Origin of the sequence: Phenylobacterium sp. (genome assembly GCF_004299445.1) — a bacterium.
Classification (GTDB): Bacteria; Pseudomonadota; Alphaproteobacteria; order Caulobacterales; family Caulobacteraceae; genus Phenylobacterium.
Genome location: NZ_SCTC01000088.1, coordinates 22415 through 45949 on the forward strand (window position 1 = coordinate 22415; position 23535 = coordinate 45949).

The window sequence follows — 23535 nt, forward strand, 5'->3', positions numbered from 1 at the left end:
TATCATTATCGCCAGGTGGCAATCAGCCTCGACGCTCGAAGCGGACTCGTTCGGCGGGCGTGAGCGGGAGGGCTCGAAAGCCGGCCCGAAGCCAGGCCTTGGACTGGACGTGGCGCGTCGTGGGGTCCTGTTCGTTGGCCCACCATTCCGGGCGGTGCGCGCTGCGCGGCAGGAGCTCGCCCAGCACCCGCTCGATGTCGCGGAAGGTCATCTCATAGATCGCGGCCTTCTGACGGCGCAGGTGTCCTTCCAGCGGGTCGTATTTCCCCATGCAACCCCCGTCGGCCGTGATCGCCAACTGTTTCAGCCCAAGTCCCGGTCTGCAACGGCTTGTGTGGGCTCGGCCCGAGACGCTAATCCACGCAAGCGGCGCGTTCACCGCCGCCCCCGCCGCACCCAAAGGTCAACATGTCCGGCACCCGACAGCAGGCCCTCGTCGACGCCCGCAAGCTCGTGCGCACCTTCGGGTCGGCGCCGGAACCGCGACGCCGGGCGCAGGAGGTCCTGTCGATACTGAAACGCGAGGATGGATGGCCCCCTGCCGCGCGAGCGGAGATCGATGCGACGGAGGCTTGGCTTCGGACGTCTCCCCCCGTCTCGGTCCTTGAAGCCCGGTTCCGCGTGCTCCTGGGAAAGCTGTAGGGGGCTCCCCGCTCGAAGGGTCGTTCGAGATCTCGGGCTCCACCGCAGGGGGAGGTCTTGCCCTCTTCATTCAAGCTGGTCGAGCCAGATCGTCCTCATGTGCAAGGGCCGGCATCCGAACCTTCGACGGGTGCAGAACTTGGGCTGGGCCCGAGAAGGGGGACATCTATCCGGCCGCTTGGCGCGTGTCAGGCGCTGAGGCGCAGGGAGAGAGCGGGCCGCCGCGGCACCGGCGTCCGCTTCCGGTCGGCTATTCCGTGTGGATCTCAACCTTGTCGGACGGCGGCGCGCGCGCCGGCCTGAGGAGTATGACTGCCGGCAAGATCACGCAGGTCACCAGGGCCATCCACATGAAGATGTTGGCGTATCCGATCATGGCGGACTGCCGGGTGATCTCACCGTTCAGGATCTGCGCGCCGACCTCGCTGCGGGGATCCATCAGCGGAGGCAGTAGGTAGCGCAGCAGCGGGCTGGACGGGTCGATGCGGCCGGCCAGCTCGCTGTGGGCGCCCGCCGAGTTCCTGAGCACCGCGGCCAGGACGATCGAGATCCCGACGCTGGAGCCCAGGCTGCGGACCATGGTGGACACGATGGTGCCCTCGACGCGGTGGCTCTGGTCCAGGGTCACATAGGCCAGCGTGCTGAGCGGCGAGAACAGCAGGCCCACGCCGAAGCCCTGGACGAACCCGCTGACGAGGATCGGTCCCGAGGTCATCTCGAGGCTGAAGCCGCCCATCATCCACAAGCCGCAGACGCAAAGGATGAGGCCCAGGAACAGGCACGTGCGGGGGCCCAGGCGAACCATGGCCATGGGCACCAGCAGGAACGAGACCAGTGAACCCAGCCCGCGCGTCACGCTGGCGACGCCGGCCTGCGTCGCCGAATAGCCCAGCAGGTTCTGCATGAACGATGGCAGCAGCGCCGTCGTCGAGAACAGCAGCACGCCCACGAAGAACCCGAGCAGGGCGGTGCCGACGAAGTTGCGGTCCTTGGCGAGGTCGCGATGGAAGAACGGATGCTTGGCCGTCGCCGTCTGGACGATGAAGACCCAAAGGCCGGCCAGTGCGATCGCGGTCTCGACCCAGATCTCCTTCGAGTCGAACCAGTCCCGTCCGGGGCCGCGGTCGAGCATCGCCTGCAGGCCAACGATGAAGGCGATCAGTCCGCCGAAGCCCACGAAGTCGAAGGGCCGCGCCCGCCCTCCCGGGTCGTGGGCCATGAAGCGCAGCACGCCCAGCGTCGCCAGGATCCCGATCGGCAGGTTGATGTAGAAGACCCAGCGCCAGTCCAGCTCTTCGGTGATCCAGCCGCCGAGGGTGGGGCCCGCGATCGGGCCCAGGATCACCGCGGCGCTCCATATGCTCATCACCCGCGGGATCATGGTCATCGGGAAGATGTCGAGCATGACCGACTGCGAGAGCGGCATCAGGCCGGCGCCGGCCAGCCCCTGGAGGACGCGGAAGGCCACCATCTCGGGCACGTTCTGGGCGAGGCCGCAGAGCATCGAGGCGATGGTGAAGCCGATGATCGACCACAACAGCATGGTCTTGCGGCCGATCTTCTGCGCCAGCCAGCCGGCCAGCGGCGTCGCCACCGCCGTCGCCAGGATGTAGGAGGTGAGCACCCAGGTGATCTCATCCTGAGAGGCCGAGAGGCTGCCCTGCATGTGTGGCAGCGCGACGTTGGCGATGGTGGAGTCGAGCGTATACATCAGCGTCGCCAGCATCAGCGACCCAGTGATCGGGATCCGGTTCCTAACGTCCTGGGCCGACGCCATTGCGCGCCCCCGAGGCTTCACGTCCGCGCCAGTCGGCGGCCGAGGCGGCGTAGAGGCTCACGAGGTCCGACAGTCGCTGGGCCTGGGCCTGGGCCAGGTCGCGGCGATCGCGGTCGAGCTGCCGGCGCGCCTGCAAGACTTCGGCCGCGGTGCGCGCGCCCAATTGCGCCGCCTGCAGCGTGACGTCGGCCGACTCGCGGCTCAGCGACACCGCCCGGGTCAGGGCCTCGGTCCGCTGGCGGTCGGTCTCCAGCGCGGCCATCGCATCCGACACCTCGACGAACGCGCGCAGAACCGTCAGCCGGTAGCGGGCCAGCGCCTCGCGCGCCTGCGCCTCGGCCTGCCGGGTGCGGGCCTTACGCGCGCCGCCATCGAAGATCGGCGCTGTCAGTCCGCCCAGCAGCGTCCAGCCGGCGGCGTCGGTCGAGATCACGTCCTCGGGCTTGATCGACGAGAGCGCCCCGTTCGCCGAAAGCCGGATGTTGGGAAACTGGTCCGCCCGGGCCGCACCGATTGCGGCCGTCGCCGCGTGCAGTTCCGCCTCAGCCGCCAGGATGTCGGGCCGGCGGCGGACCAGGGCGGACGGCAGGCTGACGGGTATGGCAGCCGGCACGGTCAGGCCGGCGAGTTCGAATTCCGGCGGCGTCCAGGCGGCCGGAGACTTCCCCACCAGCAAGGCCAACTGGTGGCGGGCGGCGTCGTACTGCCGGCGCAGTGGCGGGATCAGGGCCTCGTCCTCGGCCAACTGCGTCTCAACCTGGGTGACGGTGATGCGCGGAATGCCGCCCAGTGCGAACGACTGGTGGGCGAGGTCCAGCAGCGTGCGGTCGTCGGCGATGATCGACTGCAGGGCCGCGATCTCGCCCTTGAGGCCTGCGATGCGCACCGCCTGCAGTGTCACGTTGGCGGTCAGGGTCAGGTAGGCGGCGTCGGCCTCATGCGCGCCCTGGGCGGTGCGCGCGGCGGCGGCCTCCTCGCGCCGGCGCCCGCCGCCGAAGAGGTCGAGGTCGTAGCTGACGCGCCCGCCCAGCGAGAAGACGTCGAAGGTGCGAGGCCGCCCGAACTCTGTGAACTGCGAGCCGCTGGGCGCGCCGGAGAAGCCGAACGAGGCGGGGTTGAACTTCTGCCGCTGCGCCGAGGCGGTTCCCTCGACCTGCGGCTTGCGTTCGCCGGTCGCCTCGCGCTCGGCGGCCTTATAGCGCTCGAGCTTGGCGAGCGCCGCGGCGACTGTGGGGCTGTCTGCCAGGGCCAGGCCGATGACCTCGTCGAGGGCCGGAGACCTGAAGGCCTGCCACCAGGGCCCCGCCGCGCGGACGTCGGGGCTCAGAACCACGCCGGGCGCCGGGGGTTCCCCAGTCATGGCGTAGCCCGCGAGTCTGCTGTCGGGCGCGGGCGGCTGGAAGTCGGGGCCGACCGTGGTGCAGGCCGAAATGGCCACACCCAGGCTCGCCACGGCGGCGCAGAGGCGGGCGGCGGGGGCGCGGGCCATACGTCCCTACTCCCGCTTCAGCGCGGTGCGCACATCGACCTTCACCTTGGCCGACAGGCCCGCGCGGGCCGCCCGCGGCGGCGGCGGGCGGTCGAACGCGATGCGGACCGGCAGCCGCTGGGTGACTTTCACCCAGTTGCCCGTGGCGTTCTGGGCGGGTAGCACCGAGAATGCCGAACCCGTGCCGGGCGCGAAGCTGGCGACGTGGCCGCGCAGCGCGCCGCCGGGATAGGCGTCGACGTCGATCTCCACCGCCTGGCCCACCTCCATGTTGCGGACCTGGTCCTCCTTGAAGTTGGCTTCGATCCACGGGTGACCGGACAACAGCCAGAACGCGGTCTGCGACGCGTTTAAATAGGCGCCGACCGGCAGCTGGTCGACGCGGGCGACGACACCATCGGCGGGGGCGACGACTGTGGCGAAGTCCTGGTTCAGCCGGGCGCGCTGGAGCTGGGCGCGGGCCTGCAGCACCGCGGGCGCCTGATCGCCGACGTTCGGGTCTCCGCCCAGCGCCGCCAGGGCCTGGGCCGCCTGCTGCTGGGCCACAGCCAGCTGGTCGCGCGCCTGGTTGGCGGTGTGCACGGCCTGGTCGACCACCTGGCCCGAGACGGCCCCGGCCGCGTTGAGCTGGCGCTGGCGGGTCACTTCACGGGTGGCGAAGGCCAGGTTCTCGCGCGCTGCGCCGACGCTCGCCATTTCGCGCTGATAGGCGATCCGCGCCTGGCTCACCGCCAGCTGCGCGTTGCCGAGCTGGGCCTGGGCCAGGTCGACGCTGGCCTGGAGGTCGCGCTGATCCAGGCGGAACAGCACCTGTCCGCGCCGAACCGGCTGGTTCTCCTTCACATAGATTTCGACGACACGGCCGCCGATCGAGGGCGCCACCGGCGTCTTGGCCACCTGGACGTAGGCGTTGTCGGTGGTCTCGAAGCGCCCGCTGCTGAGGATCAGGTAGGCGAGGACGGCCAGGATCAGGATCGGTCCCACCCCCATAACCACCCAGCGCCGCCGGAACTGGCGGCGTGCGGTTCCTCCGGGCGCAGCCGGCTTGCGGTCCTCCGATGTACTCAAGTCCCCTCACGCCCGGCTGCACGGCCCACCGCGTCCAAGCGGGCGCCGGCTACTCGTGGATACATCTATCCAGCCGTACCCTACGTTCGGCAAGCGTCGTCGCCCACGCAGCGCCGCGAAGGCGACACCGCCGGGCTTGTTGACGTGCACCTGGTCGGTCATTGATGCTCTTGGGGGGCGACGCGTCGAACATGTCCAGAAGCACAGGCCAGATCGACCTGGCGAAGCACGAAGCCATACTGGACGCGGCTATCGAACTGTTGGTGGAGCGTGGCGTGGAGGCGTCCCTGGAAGACATTGCGCGCCGCGCGGGTGTCGCCAAGCAGACGATCTACAACCACTATGGTTCGAAGAACGAGGTGGTGCGCGCCCTCGCCGCTCGGCGGGCCGCCTCGATCGCGGCCCCCTTGGCTGGACTGGATGCCGCCCAGCATCCCGAGAGGACCCTCGTTGCCTACGGCGTCGCATTGCTGCAAGCGCTCCTCGCCACACGCAGCATCGGCTTCATGCGCTTCGCCATCGGCAGCGCCGCGACGTCGCCCGAACTGGCGCGGGCGATCTATCATTCGGGGATCCGCATGAGTCGAACCAGTCTCGCCGACTTCCTCGTCGTCGAAGCCTCGGCAGGACGGCTCAGCATCCCCAATCCCAGTCAGGCGGCAGAGATGTACGCGGGGATGGTGATCGGGAGCCTCCAGTCCGCCTTTCTACTTAACGCTCGCGCCGACATCTCCCACGAGGAAATCGAAGCCACCGCCTGCGAGGCTGCGCATCGCTTCATGCGCGCGTTCGCTCCGGACTAGCGCGATCGCAACCCCTCGATCTGCTCTGCGCCAGCTCGGGGCTTTCGCTTGGGCCGGGCGCTATATTCGCGAGACACGCGGTCGTCCCGGTGAACGGAGCCAACATCGGCGTGGACGAGCTTCACGGGGTTTCGACGGTTCGCCCCCTTCCCGGCCCAGCATATCCTATAGGCAACGAGACCGCCGGTGTTACGCAGCCGGGAGTTCGACGTCACTTCACCGGGGTCTCGTCGAGGACTTCTGCGCGCTTCAGCGTGGGCATGCGACGCCTCCCTTAGAGTCGATAGGTTCGAGGATGAGGTCGTCGATCTCATGCCGGAGATGTCCGACAAGGTTGGTCATGCCGGTCCGCTTCCGCGTCCGACACCAGGATTCGCCGCCGGCGCTGGGCGGCTGGACCCTTGAGCCGTGGGCCGAGGTCCGCGCCCAGCTCCAGCGGCATGTTGAAGCGCGGCAGGCCCGAGGGACTGTCCAGCTCGAAGCGCGAGACGTCATGCAACGAGAACTTGCACGAGGTGATCAGGTTCAGGATCTTGTCGAACCGCACGACGGCGCTGTCGGATCCGTCGAGCGCGCAGCGCGGAACGAAGGCCTCAATATGTGCCGCGGAGGGTTCGGTTCAATTATGTCAGACCGCAAGTCGTGGGTTTTCGCAGGTTCGGCGGCCGTGAGCGGTGCTAGCTCCGTACGGGCGGATCGTGGAGGCTCGCGCACCCGCCGCGGATGTCGCCCGCATTCTCCGCTCCGGCTACGCCGCCTGGCACGAGCAGCTCACCAAACTCGTAGACCGCGCGCACTCTGAAGGCGACATGGCAGCTTGCGCGGACCCGGCGCTCGTGGCTCGGGGTCTTGCGGCGATGGTGGATGGCGTCGCCATTGGCATGCTTCGGGACGGCAGTCGCCTGGCCAAGCGTCGCCGATTGGCGACGCTTCGTGATTGGCTGAATATTCTGCGGCAGACGGGCTAGGGCAAACCATCTTGGACCAACCGGCCCATGGAGTGCCCCGTCCGCCGCGGAGAAGAAAACGGGCGCGCCCAAGGGCGCGCCCGAAATGACAGTAAAACTGCCGAGGAGACGTGTAGCAATAATTGTATCATACATTACTGTCAAGCATCTGTGGCCTGGAGCGAGGCCGACCGCTTATTTCGGGGAAGAATCGGCTCGTTGGCCATCCGCGAGCGCTGTCGTAAGCTGTCGTTATGGCACATTACATTCGGGCGGCCGAGATTGGAGTCGAGGCAACACTCCTTGGGCGGCGATGGCGCAGACGGATCGATGATCGCCTGCGGGCCAGCGGGCTCACGCATGCCCGCTGGCAGGTGTTGCTGAGCCTGTCGAGGGTCGAAGACGGGGTCAGCCAACGGGAGCTCGCCGACCAGCTGGCCGTCGGCGGGCCCACAATCGGGCGTCATCTGGAGGAGCTGGAACGGCTGGGGCTCATCGAACGCTATCCCCGGCCAGGCGACCGGCGCGCCCAGTGCGTGCGGCTGGCCGCTAGGTCGAAGCCGCTGATGGAACGGATCGAGGCGATCGTCGCAGCTCTCCAGCGCGATCTGCTCGGCGATGTGTCTGGCGAGGCCCTTGAGACCTGCCTGACCATTCTGAGAATTCTGAACCTGCGCCTCGATCGCGACCGGCCGCTGCCCAAGGAGCTTAGAGAGGAAGGTCTTCAGGCGTAGTGCCCCAACCTGCTCAGATGACCCTGAAGTTCCGGTGCCCGCAGGAGCTGGACGGACGGCTGCCCCTACCCGTCCCGGCGACGCGCGGCCTGCCTGACTGGTTCAAGACCATGCCGCAGCAGGCGTTCAACCCGCTTGCTTCCATTGAGGACGACACAGTCAAGCGGTGCCCCCCGTTCATAGACGCCATGACCGCTGGATTCCTGATCCCTCTGATTTGTGACGTGAAGGTCGAGAATGGCGAATTCACGTGGGACAACGACCTCCCGCCAACCCGAGGCGTCGCGTTCGAGCGCTCGCCAATTGGCTTCCATCCGGCCAGCCAGGTCATCGGCTCGCCGCTGTTCGACCCGGATCGCTTCCTCATCAAGTTCCACAACCTCTGGACGATAGAGGCGCCAGCTGGGTATTCGCTGCTTTTCACGCACCCGGCCAACCGATTCGACTTGCCGTTCACCACCCTGACCGGGGTCGTGGACTGCGACCGATACCACGACGCCAGTATCCACTTCCCGGCGCACTGGCACAACGCGGCCTTCAACGGCGTTCTTTCGAAGGGCACGCCGGTCGCGCAATGCATCCCAATCAAGCGGGAGGCCTGGACCGCGGAGACAGCGGTCTTCACCGCAGAGGAAACCACGGCGAACCGCGATTTGAGCGAGCGGATCCGCCGCGACAAGGGCGTCTACCGCCGCCACTACCGGGCTTGAACGGGATCAATTTGCAGCGCGCCCCAGGAATGCCGCGGCCTCGCTAGGCCGCAGGAAGAAGCGGCCATGCGAGGTAGTCCCAAGCGCCACGATAGCCAGAGGCGCCAGCCGATGCGCACTCCGCACCGCGGCGCGCAAGGTGGCTTCCCCAGCGCTTCGCGCGCCCATTTCCAACTGACATTTTCCGAGCTCAAGCAAGGTCGCCGCGTCTTCAGGCCGCAGAATGAGCGCGCGCCGAAGGAGATGGGCGGCGGCGGCGTATTCGCCATCCGCGGCCATCACCCGAGCCAGCCCGACCGTCGCGTCGTGCCGCTCAGGGGCCGTCGCGAGCACTTGCAAAAACAGACGCCGCGCCACATCGCGTTGATTGTGTCCAAGGTGGATGAATCCAAGTCCGACACGCAACCCGACGCCATCAGGCGCCAGCGCAAGCCCGCTTTCAAGCACAGCGATAGCCTCGTCGAAGCGACCGATCTCGGCGAGTTGCTCTCCCAATTTGAGAAACGCCAACGGGAACACGGGGCGCCGCATCGTCGCCCGGCGCAACTGGTCCAGCGCCTCGTCGCCTCGACCGGCGGCGTTCAACGCCATGGCCAGCAGGGTCTCAGTCCCCGGCTCATGGCTGCGCCGCGCCGTTCGCCGCAACAGATCGATGGCCTCCTGGGCCCGGTCCTGCAGCAGAAAGGCCTCGGCCAGAATCTGCGCGGCAATCACATTGCCCCGGTCCGCCTTGAGCACCACAGAGGCGAGACGCTCGGCCTCATGGGGGCGTTGCGCTCGCAGCGAGACCATGGCCTGTTCCAACGTCGGATTGAGGACTTTCGGCCGCTGGCGGATTGGAGGTGGGCGCTTCGGCATCGATCTCCACACTAGAACAAGAATGGGCTGGTCGAAGGCTTCAGGAGATGAAGTCTAGAGCGCCGCCAGCATCGGAGATGTGGCCGAACGCGCAGACAGGGGTGCGTTTGGCGCGCCGGCGCGGTCCGCGCACCGGCGTTCAAGACCCCGCCCCCGCGCCTCCAGGATCCTGCCGCGGAAGCGCGCCGACGTTGCGCCGGCGTTCGTTCCGGGACGTCGTAGCGCGCGACCTTGAGGCCTCGAATCCCATTTTCAGACCGGAGCGAGCCCCAGGCGCATGAGTTGCGCGACCTCGCGCGAATGGTCGTTTGCGCGGTCGCCGCCATCCAGGAGCCCCGAGGCGAGCCAGCCGCAGAGGGCCGTCCAGATGAGCGGCGCTAGGTCATAGTAGCGTTCCCGGAGCTGGTGATTTGCCACCGCGTCTACCTGGCGGCCACGCAGGTTCGCCCACAAGACGCGCCACCGAATCCGCAGGGCCTCGAGGTCGTCGGGTGAAAGCGCCTCCAGTCCCACGAATGGACGCAGTGGCTGGACATCTTCCCGAAGGTAGGCCTCCGCCAAAGCTTGAGCGAAGGCGAAGGCAGCGACGTCCGTGGTACGACCACTTGCGAAGGCCTCTTCCAGTATCCGATAGAGAACGTCGATCGTCCTGGCCTGGCAGGCTCGCACCAGACCCGCCTTGTCGCCGGCGAGTTCGCGGAGGGGGCGTGAATCGCAGCCGAGGCGCTTCGAGACCTCTTCCGGCGGAGCGCGCCATCCACCGCAGCGGTTGAGCAGGTACGAGGCGTTCACGAGCACCTTTTCGCGGCTCGAGCTCTGAAAGTCAGGGAAGCCGACGCTTGCCGGGAAGCGTGACGACGGCGGCGCAAGGTCGAGGCGCGGCGCCTCCACCCCGACCGACCGGTCTCCTGCCCGGCCATAGGTGAGGAGGTCTTGAAGCGCTTCGATGACGCGAGGGCGATTGAAGAGCTTTGCGGGCGGCATCCTGTGCGATGCGACCGGCGTCCAGAGGATAAGCCCGAGGATGGCTCGCGCAGCGACTGGGAAGTCGCAATCGCGAACCTGGCCCGCCTGAGCGCCCGCCGCGAGCACCGCCGCCAGTTCTGCGACGAGCGCGTCGTGAAGGCTCCGCAGCTTGGCGCCTCGGGCGGCCGAGAGGAGATCGATCTCGCTCGGCGCGGCGATTTCCGGGCGAGCGGGGTTCAGGACCGTCGCGACGAGAGATCGGACGACCTTCAACGGGTGCCCTCGCCGACGCGTCGCGCCGCGAAGATGCCAGGCCACCACCTGGAAGGACCGCTGGTAGACCTGGAACAGCAAGTCCTTGCGCTCCTCTGTCAGGCCGCAGATGGCGGGTCTCACCGCGCCGAGTTGCTCGACGAACTGCGCATGGGTCGAGAGTTCCATCCCCTGGGCGTTGAACCGCCGGGCGGCGTGATCGAGCACGTGGTCGTGTGGCGAGGACTCTGCCGACGGCGGTTGCACCCCGATCCCTCTCTGCTCCGCGCCCGCTGCGGTGGCTCCCGAAAGGTGCGAGGCCTGTCGGCGAAGCGCCTGCGAGGAGGCGCAGCGGCCTCGCCGCTTCCCCAGAAGGGCAAGAAGGCCGGTAGCGGACTTCGATCTCGCAGGTGTGCGATAGTTTGTACCATACAATACTACTGCCCCGACACAAGCTCGTAGGAGCGCCTCTGGCGCCGCACGCCAAGTGCGTGGCGCTCATTTTGCCGGGTTGCTAAGGGATACGCCGTGCGCCGCGGGGTCAGCGTTCGAGTTCGTAGCTGAGGTTCGAGCGCATCCGCTCAAGAAGCCGGCGCAGCATCTGCTCCTCGCTTCGTGTCAGCCCCTGGAAATAGACGCTTCGCAGCCAGCCGGCCGCCTCGACGAGTTGGGGCATGATATCTCGGGAGTCCTCGCCCCCATAGATCAGCCACTCTCGCTGGTCGGCCGAAGAGCGCACCCGCCGGACGAGGCGCAGGTTCTCCAGCGCCCGCACCAGCTGGCCGAGCGGAGCGCGCTCGAGGTCCATTGCCCGCGCCAGCATGGACTGGGAGAGGCCCTCGTTCTGAAGGACGTAGACGAGAACGCGCCACTGGGGGCGCGTCAGCCCCAGCGACCTAACGCGGCGGTCAAAGCTTTTCCGCATCAATCGCGTCACGTCGGCAACAAGAAAACCAACGTTCTCAATTCGGGCTGCGGCGACCGACGCGGTTTCATGGCCGGCCGTGGGCGGGCGTCCCTCGTCCTCTTCCGCCGCGGATCGCGTGTTGGTCATTTTTCGTGCCACGATGAGAGTAGTCTAGATATCCGTGCGGTCGCGCAAGTGTCTCGAAGCCGCAGTTGAGCGCCCATCGAGCAGTCCCCTCGCGCCACTCTGTCCAGTCTCGTTTCGAAGAGGCGTTCCACGACATCGTGGAACGCCTCCCTCTACAATCCTGGCGCTACCAGAACTTGTACTGCACCTCGATGCCGTAAGTCCGGGGCGGCGTGACGGAGAAATTCTGGAAGACGCCCTGAATTGTGTTCGTCCCGATTCCAGCGGCGCTGTTGGTCGTCCCGGCGAACCGATAGCCCACGGCGCCTGCGTCGTAGCCAATGTCGTCGAACAGGTTCTTCACGTAGGCGATCACTCGGGTCTTGCCGTTGGGCGCGTCCCAAGTCACCCGCGCATCGACCTGGTCCCAGGCCGGCGACTGGTTGTAAGACCGCGAGAAGAGCGTCCCATACTGGTTGTCCCGCCAGATGTAGCTTCCCGACAGGTTGAAGTCTCCGCTGTCCGTCTCGATTGTGTAGTTGACGTTCAGCGCCAGCTTGTTCTTGGGCGCGTTCGGCAGTTGGTTGCCCTTCAGATTCTGGAAGCGCTGGAAGCCACCATTCAGTTGTCCCGCCGTGAAGATGTCCGCCGGGCAGGGATTGGCGGTGCCCACCGACGCCGCGCACTGCGCCGCCGTGAAGATCGGAGTGGCTTTTGGGTCGAGCGCCGCGGGATCGACGACGTCGATGGCTTGGCCCTTCCGGATTTCGGTGTCCAGGAAGGAGTAGCTGAACAGGATCTGCAGATTGTCGACCGGCTGCCAGGTCAGCTCGAATTCCAGTCCTTGCGAAATCGACTTCGGGATGTTCTCGAAGTTCGTGGCGGCCTGGCTGAGGCCCCCGGCAGTGGCGACTGAGGCGATCGGGATCTGTAGATCCTTATAGCGGTAGTGGAAGGCCGCGACGTTGGTCTGGATGGTGGGGCCGAAGTTTTTCTTCAGGCCGAGTTCAAAGGAGTCCACGGACTCCTCCCTAGTATAGGCGTCGAAGCTCAGCACCGTGAAGATCCCGATGTTGAACCCACCCGACTTGTAACCCCGGCTGTACTTCGCATAGGCCATGGTGTCGGAGTCCGGCGACCACTCGAGCCCTGCCGTGCCGGTGACCGCTTCCCAGCTAGCGCCGTATGGCCGGCTCGCGCGGCCGGTGGCCGGGTCGTAGACTGTGGGACCGGTAATGCCCTTCGGGAATGGATCAGCGGCAGTGCCGGCGGGCGCCGAAACCACACTCGGAAGCTGAGTCAGGTCGACCGGGGGCGTGCCCGGACCGAGCAGTTCCGGCGCCGCGAAGCAGGCCGGCACTGCGAAACAGAGAATCCGGACCGACTCGGTCCCGTACTTCTTGTCGTGCGAGTAGCGCAGTCCGGCGGTCACCTTCCAGGTCTCGGCGAACTCCCAGTCCATTTGCCCATAGACCGCATAAGACTCGGCGTGGATGTCGGGCCGATTGTCGAACCGGCGGAACTCAAAACCAGGCGCACACACATTGTTGGTTCGAGCGCAGAACACGTTGCCGAGGGCGAACGGACCGTTCCATTGGGTCTGGTTCGGGTTGGTGGTGAACACGGGCTGGCGATAGTGCTGCTTGTAGTAGTAGGCGCCCGCCACCCATTGGAATGGCCCATCCTTCGTGGAGATCAGATTGACCTCGTGACTCCAGAACTTGTTGTACTCCCGATAGTCGAACATCTCGGCGGGCTTGATCACCAGACCGCCAGGAAGGGTGTAGGACGTGATCGGCGCCGCCGAAGTGTTGGGCAGGGTGGCGACGCCGGGCGGCCCCCTGAGCTCATAGTGGTAGTTGACGCCGCCGGTGATGTACTTGATGTCGAAGTCGTCGGCGTGCCAGGTGAAGTGCCCGGCGATGGTGTTGTAGATGGGAAGCCGAACCTCGTACTGGACCACACGGGCCATCTCCCAAGGACTGGTCAACGCCGGATTGACGCACCCGAGCGGCGAAAGGTTCACGACGGCGGTGGCGTTCGGATTGCACCCGTAGCCGTTGTTGAGTTCAGTGGCTGATGGTCCGTACTCGAACGTGGGATACGGCGCCTTGGTCCACCCGCCGGACTGGCTTCCCGGCCCGCCGGCTCCATTGTGCCGCTGGCCGGCGCCGACCTTCAGTCAGACGTCCAGCTTGTCGTCGAAGAACTTTCCCTGCAGCTGGCCTTCCAGGAATAGCTCGTTTCTGACGCCGCCCTCGTCCGAGAAGCCCGGGATGATATTGTCGATCCAGCCCTGGGTTTGGCGGATCCAGCTGCCTGAGATGCGCCCCTGGATATTGCTCGTGAGGGGGCCCGAGAACGCCGCTTCGATGAACCGGTTCTCATAGTTGGAATAGCCCGCGCGGACCTCGCCGTAGGGATCGGCGGTCGGGCGCTTGGAGATCTGGTTGATGGCGCCGCCGATAGCGTTGCGGCCGTAGAGGGTGCCTTGCGGCCCGCGCAGCACCTCCACCCGGTCGAGGAACAGGGTCGAGCGGCCCGCCTGCACCGCGAACGTTTCGAAGACCCCGTCGTTGTAGTTGGCGACGGAGGCTTCTGCCGACAGGACGTTGGTGAGGCGGCCGACCCCCCGAAGCGACACACGGTCCGTCGAAGAATTGTACTGCAGACCCGGTGTGAAGTTCGTCATGTCCTGGATCGAATTGATCCCGACGATCTCGCGTCGCTCCGCAGTGAAGGCGGATATTGCGACCGGCACGTCCTGGAGGCTCTGGTCCCGCTTTTCAGCGGTCACGACCAGTTCCTCGATGGTGTTGGTGGACTGGGCCAAGGCCGGCGCGCCGGCGACGCTGGTGAGCATCAGAACGCCTGACGCCATCATAAGCTTCTTTGCGATCATCCTGGGCTGCCTCCCCGCAGCGCTGTTCCTCCTCCGATCAGTCGTCGAAGGGTGGCCTGGGCTCAGGCTCGGAAGCCGATAATATTGTATCGGCACCGTACCTTACCTATTTCTGACCCTAGTTCATCGACGCTTGTTCTGCGCCCTTTGCGGAGGTTGCGAAGGAACGACGCTTTCGTCAATCACAGACTTTCACCCACCGACGCGCGCCAACAATCCGGTCGTGGCTAGATTGTCAACAATCATTGATGTCTCGCTCAGCCGGCAATGCTGTTGATGTGACCACATCTGAACTTGGCAATTTATGCGCTAGTTCGAATACAAACGCGACCTCTAGCCACCACTTCGAAATTGGATTGGCAATATCTTTGTAAATGGAGCCAGCGGCTTCGCCTCCCGATGGCACGTCAGGGGTTGCGCTGAAGAATTATTATTGTAGCATACAAGTGCTTACGGACATCAGTCCTTCCCAGAGCATCCTTGCGCCGCGCGCCAGCAATGGCGCGCGGCGCGCCTTTGACGCGGTCGCGCTCGATCAGGCCCGGCCTCCGACGAGGCGGGCATCGGTTCGCCCGACGCACCGGCAAAGATCAGCCGTTCTCATCGGTCAGCACGGAACGTCCGAGGCGAGCGAGCCGCCGGGCCTTGAGAGCCCGAACCGGTAGGGAGAGGGGCGCCCGCGCAATCCGTGGTCAGGGTCAGCGACGACTTGTGGCCGGCTCAGACCAGGATCCCGAAGCCGAGGCTCACATCGACTCTCGCCGGCCCAGCCAGTGGAGCCCCCACTCAAATCACATTCGATTCAACGCCGGCGCCGAATGCCCCGCGCGCGGCAGCCGCCGAAGGGCTCTCCCCGACTCACAGGGCGCTTCCCCGCTGGACATACTGGACGGCCGATCTCGCCAATTGGTCCGCGCCTCAGCCGTCGTGCAGCCATAAGGGCGCTGGAAAGAGTCCGCGCGGATAGCGCCGATGCCTACATATGGCTGTCTCGCTAGGCCCGGCTTCCGTTGCAGGTCGCGAGCTTTTCCGAGCTAAGCGAGCGCCGCGCGTCCCCCAGGCTGTCAATGGCGCCGAAGCGCCGAGAGAGCTGCCTGCAGGCCTCAAGCGTGATCGTGCGGTAGTTGGGAACGGCGGCCACGCACTGGGTCCCTTCGGATTGGAAGATCGTGCCGGCGGCAACGAACTTCACCTTCTTCTCGGTCGCAGCGCGAAGTTTCGCTACGACAGGTTCCATCGCGGACGCGCTTCCGGCCGTGAACATCGACAGCATGAGGCCCGTGGCGAGCGCTGCAGCGAGTCTCATGAGATCTCCAATTCAAGTGTGCGCCGTCCAAGGGTGTGAGGCGGCCCATAAGGTCGTCACAGCCATATTTGTATCATACACACATTATCTCATCATCCGAATATTGTCTGCTGAGACTCCGGAGATCCCGCCGAAGCCAGGCGCCCGTAGCAAAAAACGCAGGTAGAGCGGCAATGTTGAAGTAACGCTGCGCTCGGAATCCCGTCGTTGTGCGCGGAGAAACCGTGACGTATGTACGCATATCTTATGGGCGCAAGGCCGCGTCTCAAGATCCCCCTTGGCGCCGGCGGGCATTGGAGGGCGGGCATTGGAGAACGACCATTGCATCCGGCTGTCGCGCGCCTCACCACGGTGGTTGTCACGTCCTATCTGAGCAGCGGCGCGTCTCCTCGCATCGACCCTCGCGGTTTGGTCGAACTGGTGAAGCGGGTGTCCGCTACGGCGGCGAACCTGGCCGCGATCCGCGACGGTTCAGCGCCCAGGCCCGATGCCTCGGCGATCGCCCACTCGATCAAATGCTCGGCCTTGATCAGTTTCGAAGACGGCCGCCCTTACAAGAGACTGCCGCGGCATCTGGCGGCGAGAGGGTTGACGCCCGGAGACTATCGCCGGAAGTGGGGGCTCCCCGACGACTACCCCATGGTCTGCGCGGAGTACTCAGCCGCATGTTCCGCGCGAAGACGTCGGGGGCGGGGTGCGCCCGCGCGCCCAAGGCTGATGAAGTCGGAGCCCTGACTACGGAGAGCGCTGGCCGCCGTGCAACGGGCGCCCGACGTCGCGAACGTCGTGCCCGGACGTCGGGTGGCGCCAGACCGGCCATCTCTTTGTGGAGGATGACTCTGGTCATACGAGGCTCGCTGCAACTCAGCCTGACCGATTAGGATTGGCGACCGACGAGGTTGAAGCTGTGGCGGCCATGAAGGGCGATCGGCTCTATTCCTTGGAGACGCGGCCCTGGCCAAGGAAGGACAGGCTGGGACGCGCAGAGGGCCGCTGCTTTCGATTGAGCCGGGATGCGGGCGCGCGAGTTCCAGCGTGACGGGACGTCGGTCGAAGGCCCGAGGATGGGCCGTCTTCGACTGACCGGACAGGCCAAACGCGGCCCCATGCCGGGATACGACGAACGCACTCGGCCCGCTGGATTTGTATCCACCCCTGCATACCTCGTACCTCCCGGCTCTGAGGGATGCGGTTCGCGCGCTCGCCGGTCGAAATCCCCTGTCGGGCCCGGGCCGCTCGCGCGTCGACGTCCCGAGCTGGCTACGGGCTTGTGCAATTACTATTGTGCGTTACGTTATGAAATGAGGTGGCGATGCGCTGCCGCTCCGTCGAGAGCTGTAAGGCGCGGGAGGGGTTCGGGGCGAACTCAGGCCCAGACAAGACGACCGAGGGTGCCTGCCGACGCAGAGACTCGTCGGCATGAAGCAGTCCGAGACTCCGCGCGATAACGATGCGGGCCGGACAAAGGGGAGAAAACAGGATGACTAACCGTCGCTATTTCCGCGGAAGCTCGATGCTGGCCGTGGCGTTCGCATTGGGCCTGGCCGGAACCGCGTCGGCGCAGACCGCCGACACGCCTGCCGAGGTCGAGGAGGTCATCGTCACCGGCTCCTTCATTGCCGGGACGCCGGAAGACGCCGCCATGCCGGTCGATGTGCTTTCGAGCAAGGACCTCGAAGCGCAGGGCAGCCCCTCCGTCGTGCAGCTTGTCAAGACGATCACCTCCTCGCAGTCGTCGCTCGGCGAGAGCAACCGCTACAACGGCGGGGCGGGAACAGCCACGATCAACCTGCGGGGCTTCGGCGCCGCCCGCACGCTGACCCTGATGAACGGTCGGCGGTTGGCGGATAGCCCCTCCGCGGCCTTTCAGGGCGGGGGAGCAAACCTCAACTTCATTCCGACCGCAGCGGTCGGTCGCATCGAGGTCCTCAAAGATGGGGCCGCCGCGACCTATGGCTCGGACGCGATCGGCGGCGTGGTCAACTTCATCACCCGGCGGGACCTGGACGGACTGGAGTTGGATGGAGAATATGCCCTCATCGACGGCTCCAACGGCGACTATCAGGGCAACGTCGCCTGGGGAAAGCAGTTCGACAACGGCAACGTCCTGCTGACCGCCGGCTACCGCCACCGGTCCCGACTCGACATCCATGACCGCGACTGGGCGCTCCGGTCCTTCGATTTCGGCGGCTATGCGGGCGCCGGCGGCTGGACCGGCGCCTCGAACCCTGGCCTTTTCCTGGGGGGCGCCAACCTGTTCCGCGACAATGGTTGCGAAGAGCTTGGCGGCACGCTCACCAACAACGTCACCTATCCGAACCCCCTTAGCGGCACCCTCGGCCAAGGTGCGACAGCGACCGTGGCTGTGCCGGTCAGCGCGCAGAGTCCGGCGACCGCCGGCTCGCTTTGCCGCTTCCAGTTCTCCAACTTCAACGACCTGGTAAACCGCGAAGACCACTACCAGCTCTACGCTGAGGTCAACTTTGACTTGTCGGACAAGGTGTCCTTCCATGGCGAAGCGGCGTGGACCAAGAACGACACGCCGATGCAGCGAATCTCGCCGGCCAACCTGACGGCCCAGTACCCCTCGCCTGTCGCCATCGGCGGAACCTCCTTCTCCCCCACCGCGCCCAATGGTCCCAACTTCGCCGTTCCGTACAACATCCCCGCCAATCATCCCGGCCTCGTGGCCCTTCTCAACGACTGCCGGGCGCCGCTCACCGCCGCTCAGTGCGCCGCCGTCCGAGGCTCCGCCAACAGCGCGGTAGGGGCGCAACCCGGCGCGCCGCTCGGCGCCCGGGGCGTTGATATAATCCAGCTCGGCTGGCGGGCGATCGCCTTCGCGGGGCACCCGATCAACCCGGACAAGGCCGACCACCAAGAGATCGTCAATGACGCCTTCCGCATCTCGGGCGGCTTCAAGGGGGAGCTCTTTGCCGGCATCAAGTTCGACACCGCGCTCACCTACATGGAGCAGAAGAATACCGCGAACACGAACGACCTGCTGGTGTCGCGGATCCAGCTGGCGCTACGCGGCTTCGGGGCGCAGGCGAGCGACCCTGCCGGTTGCACCGCTGCGGAGACCAACAACTTCACCACCGGCGCCGGCAATGCGGCCCTGGGGTGCCATTACTTCAATCCCTTCACCAACGGCGTGCAAACCAGCGCCGTGAACGGCGCCGCCAATCCCTTTTACAATCCGGCGGTCGCCAACAATCCTCAGGTGGTTGCCTGGCTTTACGGCAACTATACGAACGTCCTGACCAACAAGCTTCTGGTCGCCGACGCCGTTCTCTCCGGCGAGACCGGTATCGAACTGGCGGGCGGGCCGGTCGCCTGGGCCGCCGGCGCCCAGTACCGTTACACACAAGAGATCCGCAAGTACGGCGAGTTCTTCAATTCCGGCGAAACGCCGTGCCCCGACCGGCCGGCCTGCGCTGACGAAAGCGGCCCCCTGCAGTTCTTCGGCTCCGCCGTGGACCGCGACGACGACGCCAACGTCAAGGCGATCTTCGCGGAACTCCAAGTTCCCGTGCTCGACAACGTCAACCTGAACTTCGCGATCCGCCACGAAGACTACCAGGGCGGGATTGGATCAACCACCAATCCGAAGGTCGCCGCGAAATGGCAGGTGACCGACATGCTGGCCCTGCGCGGCAGCGCGAGTACGACGTTCCGCGCGCCGGCCCCCGGCCTCGTCGGCGCCGGCTGCAACAACGGCGTGCGGGTCCTGGGCAGCGCCTATCGCGCCTTCCAGAGCTGCGGCAACCCCGACCTGAAGCCCGAAAAGGCCGACACCTTCAATGTGGGCGCGATCTTGGAGATCGGCGGCTTCACGGCGACGCTCGACTATTTCAACTTCAAGTTCAAAGACGAGATCACCGAAGAGAGCGGCGCCCGGCTCTACGCCACCATGTTCCCGGGCGGGACCAACGTGAACTGTGGGGCCGCGGCCTTCGCCGAGCTCCAGGCAAGGTTCACGTTTGCCGGGGCCTGCGGCGCGGCAAACGTGGCGCGCCTGAGAAGCTTCACAATCAACGGGCCGAACACCAAGACATCGGGCCTCGAGTTCCGCGCCCAGTACGATTGGGACGGCTGGTTCGACGGCGCCTGGGCCATCGGCGGCGAGGCCACCTATCTGATCGAATACAAGCGCGGCGCCACGTCCCTGCTTGGGACAGACATCGCCATCTCGCCGGCCGAGGACCGCGCGGGCCTCAGCGACTTGGTGAACGAATTCTTCTCTTACTCCCAATTGCGGGCCAATGGGTTCCTTGCCTTCAATCGGGGACCACTGTCCGTCCGATGGCAGACCCGATACGCAGAGGGCACGTCGCCGGCGTTCGGATCGCCGTTGTTCGTGACCGTCCCCAATCCCAGCGCGCCGTCCGGCCGCGACCTGGTTCCCGTCGGAAAGTCGAAGGACTTCTGGCAGCACGACCTCGTCGCCCGCTGGGAGGCGCCCTGGGACACGACGATCACCGCCAGCGTGCAGAACCTGTTCGACAAGGACCCACCCTACGTGCCGAGCCAGTACAACTACGATTACACGAACGGCAATCCGCTCGGCAGGGTGTTCGAGGTCGGCTTCAAGAAGCGGTTCTAGGCGGGCGGCGGGAGCCAGATCCTGGCGGCTTGACCGGGTAGCGGTCGTCTTGGGTCACCAGACGCGCCGAACCGGCTCATGCGCCGGGGGAATGCAACATATTCATCAGATTGGCTGAGGAGGCCGACAACATGACTCTTAGAAACAATCTTCTGGTGTCGAGCGCCCTGGCCGTTGCGGCTATCGCCGGCACAGCCAACGCCCAGCCCGCCAACGTCATTGAGGAACTGGTCGTCACCGCCGAAAAGCGCGAGCAGAGCCTCCAGGACGTGCCTGTGGCCATTTCGGCGTTCACCAGCAAGCAACGCGACCTGGTCGGCGTCAACTCGGTCCAGGATCTAACCAACTTCACACCAGGCTTCACCTATCAGTCGGGCAACGACCGGGCCAGCATGCGCGGCATCGGCCGTCTGACGAACGTGCACGCCGTCGACGGCGCCGTGTCGATCTACATCGACGGCCTGTTCACCACCTCGACCGTGCTGGCCGGCGGCCCGCCGCTGGACGTGGCGCGGGTTGAGATCCTACGCGGGCCGCAGGGCACGCTGTACGGCCGCAACGCCATCGGCGGCACCGTCAACGTCATCTCCGTGCGGCCGACCAAGGACTTCTACGCCGAGGTTCGGGCGATCGCCGAGAATTACGGGTTCACCAACTTCCAGGCCGCGGTGTCCGGGCCCATCGCCGACGATCTGAGGTTCCGCGTCTCGGGCTACAAGTTCGACCAGCGAAAGGGCTACTTCAAGAACCTCGCCGGCGGCCCGTCGGAAGGCAGCAAGCGGGACGAGTACCAAGTCCAATTCCAGCTCGAAGCAGACCTTGGGGAGAACGCCGAGCTGTGGGTCTCCTACAAGACCCTGGCCTGGCACAACCGCGGCGGTCCCGGCGCGCGCGCCGGCTATCTCAACGGCCCGTATGAGACCGGCCGCCTCGATCCGAACTTCTCGATCGTCTACAACTCGGCCCACGGCTACACGCCGGAAACCGGCGTGAACGGCATCGTCCCGGGCAGCCTGCGGCAGTTCGGCAACACGAACATCACCGTGAATCCCGCTTTGGAGGATGCACACGAGTTCAACACGAACACGCCCGAGCGTGTCAGGCTGCGGGACGTCAATTCGCTGACGACCAACTTCGTCTACCATTTGCCGAGTATCGACATCAGGTACGTCGGAGGCATTCAAGAGTATAAGTACGACCTCTATGGCGACACCGACGCGACCAACGTCCAGTCGTTCCAGATACCACTGGCGCCCGGATCGATCTGTGGAACCGTTGGAGCCCTGTTCGCGGCCGGACGCTCGACGGTCAACTGCGCTCCGTTGACCGTAAACGCAGACAATACATTCCATTATTTTGAGTATCCGAAGTGGTACAGCCACGAAATCAACATCTCATCGTCCCACGATGGTCCGCTCCAATGGATCGCGGGCGCGTACTACTACAACGAAAAATACACCGGGACCGGCAGCACCGCCGACTTCTTCCTCAACGGCCCTTCCAGCCTCCGCACTCCGATCCTGGGCGCTGCGCCGAATCCCCAAGGCCTCTGGTCGACGGGCAACTACGACCTGACGACCGAGAGCAAGGCGGTGTTCGGGCAGGTGGATTGGCAGGCGACGGAGACCCTGAAGGTGACCGCGGGCTTGCGCTACACCAAGGACAAGAAGTTCGGCTCCGAGTTCCGGCGCATCGTCTGTAACTCCGACGCCTGCTACCCGGGCCTCTATCCGGCCCTGGGCCTCAGCGCCTTCGGTCCCGGCACGGCCGCCAACTGGGGCAGCCTGCTCGGCAACCTGACCGCTCTGCCGGCCGTCGGCCAGGCGCTGGGCCTCGGCAACGCGCTGGCTCCACTGGGCGGCCTCGGCAACGGGGCCATGGACCTCACCGACACGCTGGCGCCGAAGAGCACCGCGGGCCTGATCGAAGGGGTCACCAGCCCTTCGGTCTGCACGGCAGGCGTATGCCGCCAATACACGATCGGCTCCAACGGCATCGCCAGCCGCCGGCTTGGCGATACGTCGGACGCCTGGACGGGGACCTTCGGCGTCCAGTGGGAGCCTGACGACGACACGATGGCCTATGCCCGCTACAGCCGCGGCTACAAGGCCTTCGGCTTCTCGGCCGGAGGGTTCCTGGCCGACCCCAAGGCGGACGAAGAGACCGTCAACTCCTACGAGATCGGCCTGAAGAAGAACGTAAGCTCCACCCTGCAGGTGAACGCAGCGCTCTTCTATCTCGATTACCGGAACCTGCAGGCGCCGGTCACCGTGCGCGTGGGCCCGACCAACGTCGGTCAGTTCGTCAATATCGCCAAGTCGCGGTCCAGCGGCCTGGAGTTCGGCATGATCTGGCAGCCGATCCGGCCAGTACGCCTGACGGTGGACTACGGTTACAATCCGACGAAGATTCGGAAGAGCGTCACGCTGGTCGATACCAACGACAACATCAACACCGGCCCCGTCAGCGTGGTCGGAAACCAGCTACCCCAGGCGCCGAAGCACAAACTGGCGTTGAACGGGTCCTACACCTTCGAGTTGGAACCCGGCGCCCTCACCCTTGGAGCGACCTATCTTTACCGGTCCGAGGCCTACGCCAACGTCTTCACCCGAGAATACAACAAGGCCCCTTCCTGGGATCAGGTGGATCTCCGCGCCTACTGGGCGCCTACTGGCGGCAAGTACACAGTGATCGCCTACGTCAAGAACGTGTTCGACACCGAGGGCTACCAAGCCGCGCTCGCCGGATCGAGCCGCAACAACAGCCCGACCGTGCCGTCGGACCGGTTCGCCACGGGCGCCCAGGAGGTGGAACTCACCCCGCCCCGCATCTACGGCATCGAACTCCAGTACCGCTTTTAGTACGGGACGACCTGGCGCCTTGCAGCAGCCCCGCAGGGCGGGCGCCCAGGGCCGCATCAGCCGCCGCGACTGTGCCAAGCGCCGGTCGCGGCTGGCGCACATCCTCCCCGGCGCCATCGAACGCACGCGCGGGAAGGCGCCGCCCTGCCGCGGGACGACTGTCGGGGTCCGGTCGAAGGACTTCTGGCAGCACGACCTGATCGCCTGCTGGGAGGCGCCTTGAAACGCCACCGTCACCGCCAGCGTGCAGAACCGGGGAGAAGGTCTTCCCCGAGGAGGTCGAAGAAGCCCTGAAACCCACCCCTCCGTCGCCGATGCGCTGGTCGTGGGCTTGCCGGACCCGAAGTGGGGCCAGGTCGTGACCGCGGTCGTCGAGCTCCCGGCCGGGCAGACGCTCGACGAGGCGGACGTGCGGGCGCACGTCCGCACGACCCTGGCGGCCTACAAGGCCCCAAAGAGGATTTTCGTCGCCGACCGGCCGCTGCGCGTCAGCAATGGCAAGGCGGACTACCCCGCCGCCAAAGCGTGCGCCGAGACCGCCACCCTGTCGGCCACGGCGCCCACGCACTGAGACTGAACTC

The 23535-nt window shown here is 65.9% G+C and carries 19 protein-coding genes; 8 read left to right on the forward strand and 11 right to left on the reverse strand.

Translation table 11 applies throughout. The annotated features are described in order from the left end of the window. Nucleotides 1–22: 22 nt before the first annotated feature. The 4 genes from EPN98_RS24080 to EPN98_RS24095 all read right to left on the reverse strand — a co-directional run bounded on the left by EPN98_RS24080 (nt 23) and on the right by EPN98_RS24095 (nt 4976). Nucleotides 23–271, reverse strand: a complete 249-nt coding sequence (locus EPN98_RS24080) for a hypothetical protein (protein WP_293365534.1) — start codon at nt 269–271, stop codon at nt 23–25. A gap of 621 nt (nt 272–892) precedes the next feature. Then, complete coding sequence (locus tag EPN98_RS24085) at nt 893–2419, reverse strand: DHA2 family efflux MFS transporter permease subunit (RefSeq protein ID WP_293365535.1); 1527 nt, start codon at nt 2417–2419, stop codon at nt 893–895. After that, the gene (locus tag EPN98_RS24090; RefSeq protein WP_293365536.1) at nt 2397–3908 is read right to left on the reverse strand and encodes an efflux transporter outer membrane subunit; all 1512 of its coding nucleotides are present in this window, start codon (nt 3906–3908) and stop codon (nt 2397–2399) included. The genes EPN98_RS24085 and EPN98_RS24090 overlap by 23 nt, the downstream gene beginning before the upstream one ends. A 6-nt stretch (nt 3909–3914) precedes the next feature. Beyond that, entirely contained in the window at nt 3915–4976 is a 1062-nt protein-coding gene (locus EPN98_RS24095) for an HlyD family secretion protein (RefSeq protein ID WP_293365537.1), read from the reverse strand. Between the two features lie 164 nt (nt 4977–5140). On the opposite strand from EPN98_RS24095, the gene EPN98_RS24100 reads away from it, so the two are divergent. Further along, nucleotides 5141–5779: a TetR/AcrR family transcriptional regulator gene (locus tag EPN98_RS24100; RefSeq protein ID WP_293365538.1), complete on the forward strand. Its 639-nt coding sequence runs from the start codon at nt 5141–5143 to the stop codon at nt 5777–5779. 310 nt (nt 5780–6089) lie between these two features. Here EPN98_RS24100 and EPN98_RS24105 read toward each other — a convergent pair whose 3' ends face one another. Beyond that, nucleotides 6090–6326: a hypothetical protein gene (locus EPN98_RS24105; protein ID WP_293365540.1), complete on the reverse strand. Its 237-nt coding sequence runs from the start codon at nt 6324–6326 to the stop codon at nt 6090–6092. Between the two features lie 151 nt (nt 6327–6477). Here EPN98_RS24105 and EPN98_RS24595 point away from each other — a divergent pair, with 151 nt between their 5' ends. From EPN98_RS24595 to EPN98_RS24115, 3 genes are all read left to right on the forward strand, one after another. Next, nucleotides 6478–6747, forward strand: coding sequence for a TetR family transcriptional regulator C-terminal domain-containing protein (locus EPN98_RS24595; protein ID WP_366558524.1), 270 nt, complete (start codon nt 6478–6480; stop codon nt 6745–6747). Nucleotides 6748–6980: 233 nt separating this feature from the next. Next, nucleotides 6981–7460 (forward strand): MarR family transcriptional regulator, encoded by a 480-nt coding sequence (locus tag EPN98_RS24110; protein WP_293365542.1) that lies wholly within the window; start codon nt 6981–6983, stop codon nt 7458–7460. A 17-nt stretch (nt 7461–7477) separates the two neighbouring features. Next, on the forward strand, nt 7478–8170 hold the full coding sequence (locus EPN98_RS24115; protein ID WP_293365543.1) for a hypothetical protein: 693 nt from the start codon (nt 7478–7480) through the stop codon (nt 8168–8170). Nucleotides 8171–8176: 6 nt separating this feature from the next. Here EPN98_RS24115 and EPN98_RS24120 read toward each other — a convergent pair whose 3' ends face one another. The 6 genes from EPN98_RS24120 to EPN98_RS24145 form a co-directional block, all read right to left on the reverse strand. Then, a complete protein-coding gene (locus EPN98_RS24120; protein ID WP_293365544.1) occupies nt 8177–8962 on the reverse strand; it encodes a tetratricopeptide repeat protein in 786 nt (261 codons plus the stop codon). 318 nt (nt 8963–9280) lie between these two features. Further along, nucleotides 9281–10474, reverse strand: a complete 1194-nt coding sequence (locus EPN98_RS24125) for a hypothetical protein (protein ID WP_293365545.1) — start codon at nt 10472–10474, stop codon at nt 9281–9283. 313 nt (nt 10475–10787) lie between these two features. Continuing rightward, entirely contained in the window at nt 10788–11300 is a 513-nt protein-coding gene (locus tag EPN98_RS24130) for a MarR family transcriptional regulator (protein WP_293365547.1), read from the reverse strand. A 166-nt stretch (nt 11301–11466) separates the two neighbouring features. Beyond that, nucleotides 11467–13251: a TonB-dependent receptor gene (locus EPN98_RS24135; protein ID WP_293365548.1), complete on the reverse strand. Its 1785-nt coding sequence runs from the start codon at nt 13249–13251 to the stop codon at nt 11467–11469. 210 nt (nt 13252–13461) lie between these two features. Beyond that, the gene (locus EPN98_RS24140) at nt 13462–14181 is read right to left on the reverse strand and encodes a TonB-dependent receptor plug domain-containing protein (RefSeq protein ID WP_293365549.1); all 720 of its coding nucleotides are present in this window, start codon (nt 14179–14181) and stop codon (nt 13462–13464) included. A 994-nt stretch (nt 14182–15175) separates the two neighbouring features. Continuing rightward, nucleotides 15176–15487, reverse strand: coding sequence for a hypothetical protein (locus EPN98_RS24145; RefSeq protein WP_293365550.1), 312 nt, complete (start codon nt 15485–15487; stop codon nt 15176–15178). Between the two features lie 246 nt (nt 15488–15733). Between EPN98_RS24145 and EPN98_RS24150 the strand changes: the two genes are divergently transcribed. The 4 genes from EPN98_RS24150 to EPN98_RS24165 all read left to right on the forward strand — a co-directional run bounded on the left by EPN98_RS24150 (nt 15734) and on the right by EPN98_RS24165 (nt 23525). After that, nucleotides 15734–16222, forward strand: coding sequence for a MucR family transcriptional regulator (locus EPN98_RS24150; RefSeq protein WP_293365576.1), 489 nt, complete (start codon nt 15734–15736; stop codon nt 16220–16222). A 745-nt stretch (nt 16223–16967) separates the two neighbouring features. Next, complete coding sequence (locus EPN98_RS24155) at nt 16968–20093, forward strand: TonB-dependent receptor (RefSeq protein ID WP_293365551.1); 3126 nt, start codon at nt 16968–16970, stop codon at nt 20091–20093. A gap of 131 nt (nt 20094–20224) precedes the next feature. Further along, on the forward strand, nt 20225–22954 hold the full coding sequence (locus EPN98_RS24160) for a TonB-dependent receptor (RefSeq protein WP_293365552.1): 2730 nt from the start codon (nt 20225–20227) through the stop codon (nt 22952–22954). Nucleotides 22955–23279: 325 nt separating this feature from the next. After that, nucleotides 23280–23525: a hypothetical protein gene (locus tag EPN98_RS24165; protein ID WP_293365553.1), complete on the forward strand. Its 246-nt coding sequence runs from the start codon at nt 23280–23282 to the stop codon at nt 23523–23525. Nucleotides 23526–23535: the final 10 nt, after the last annotated feature.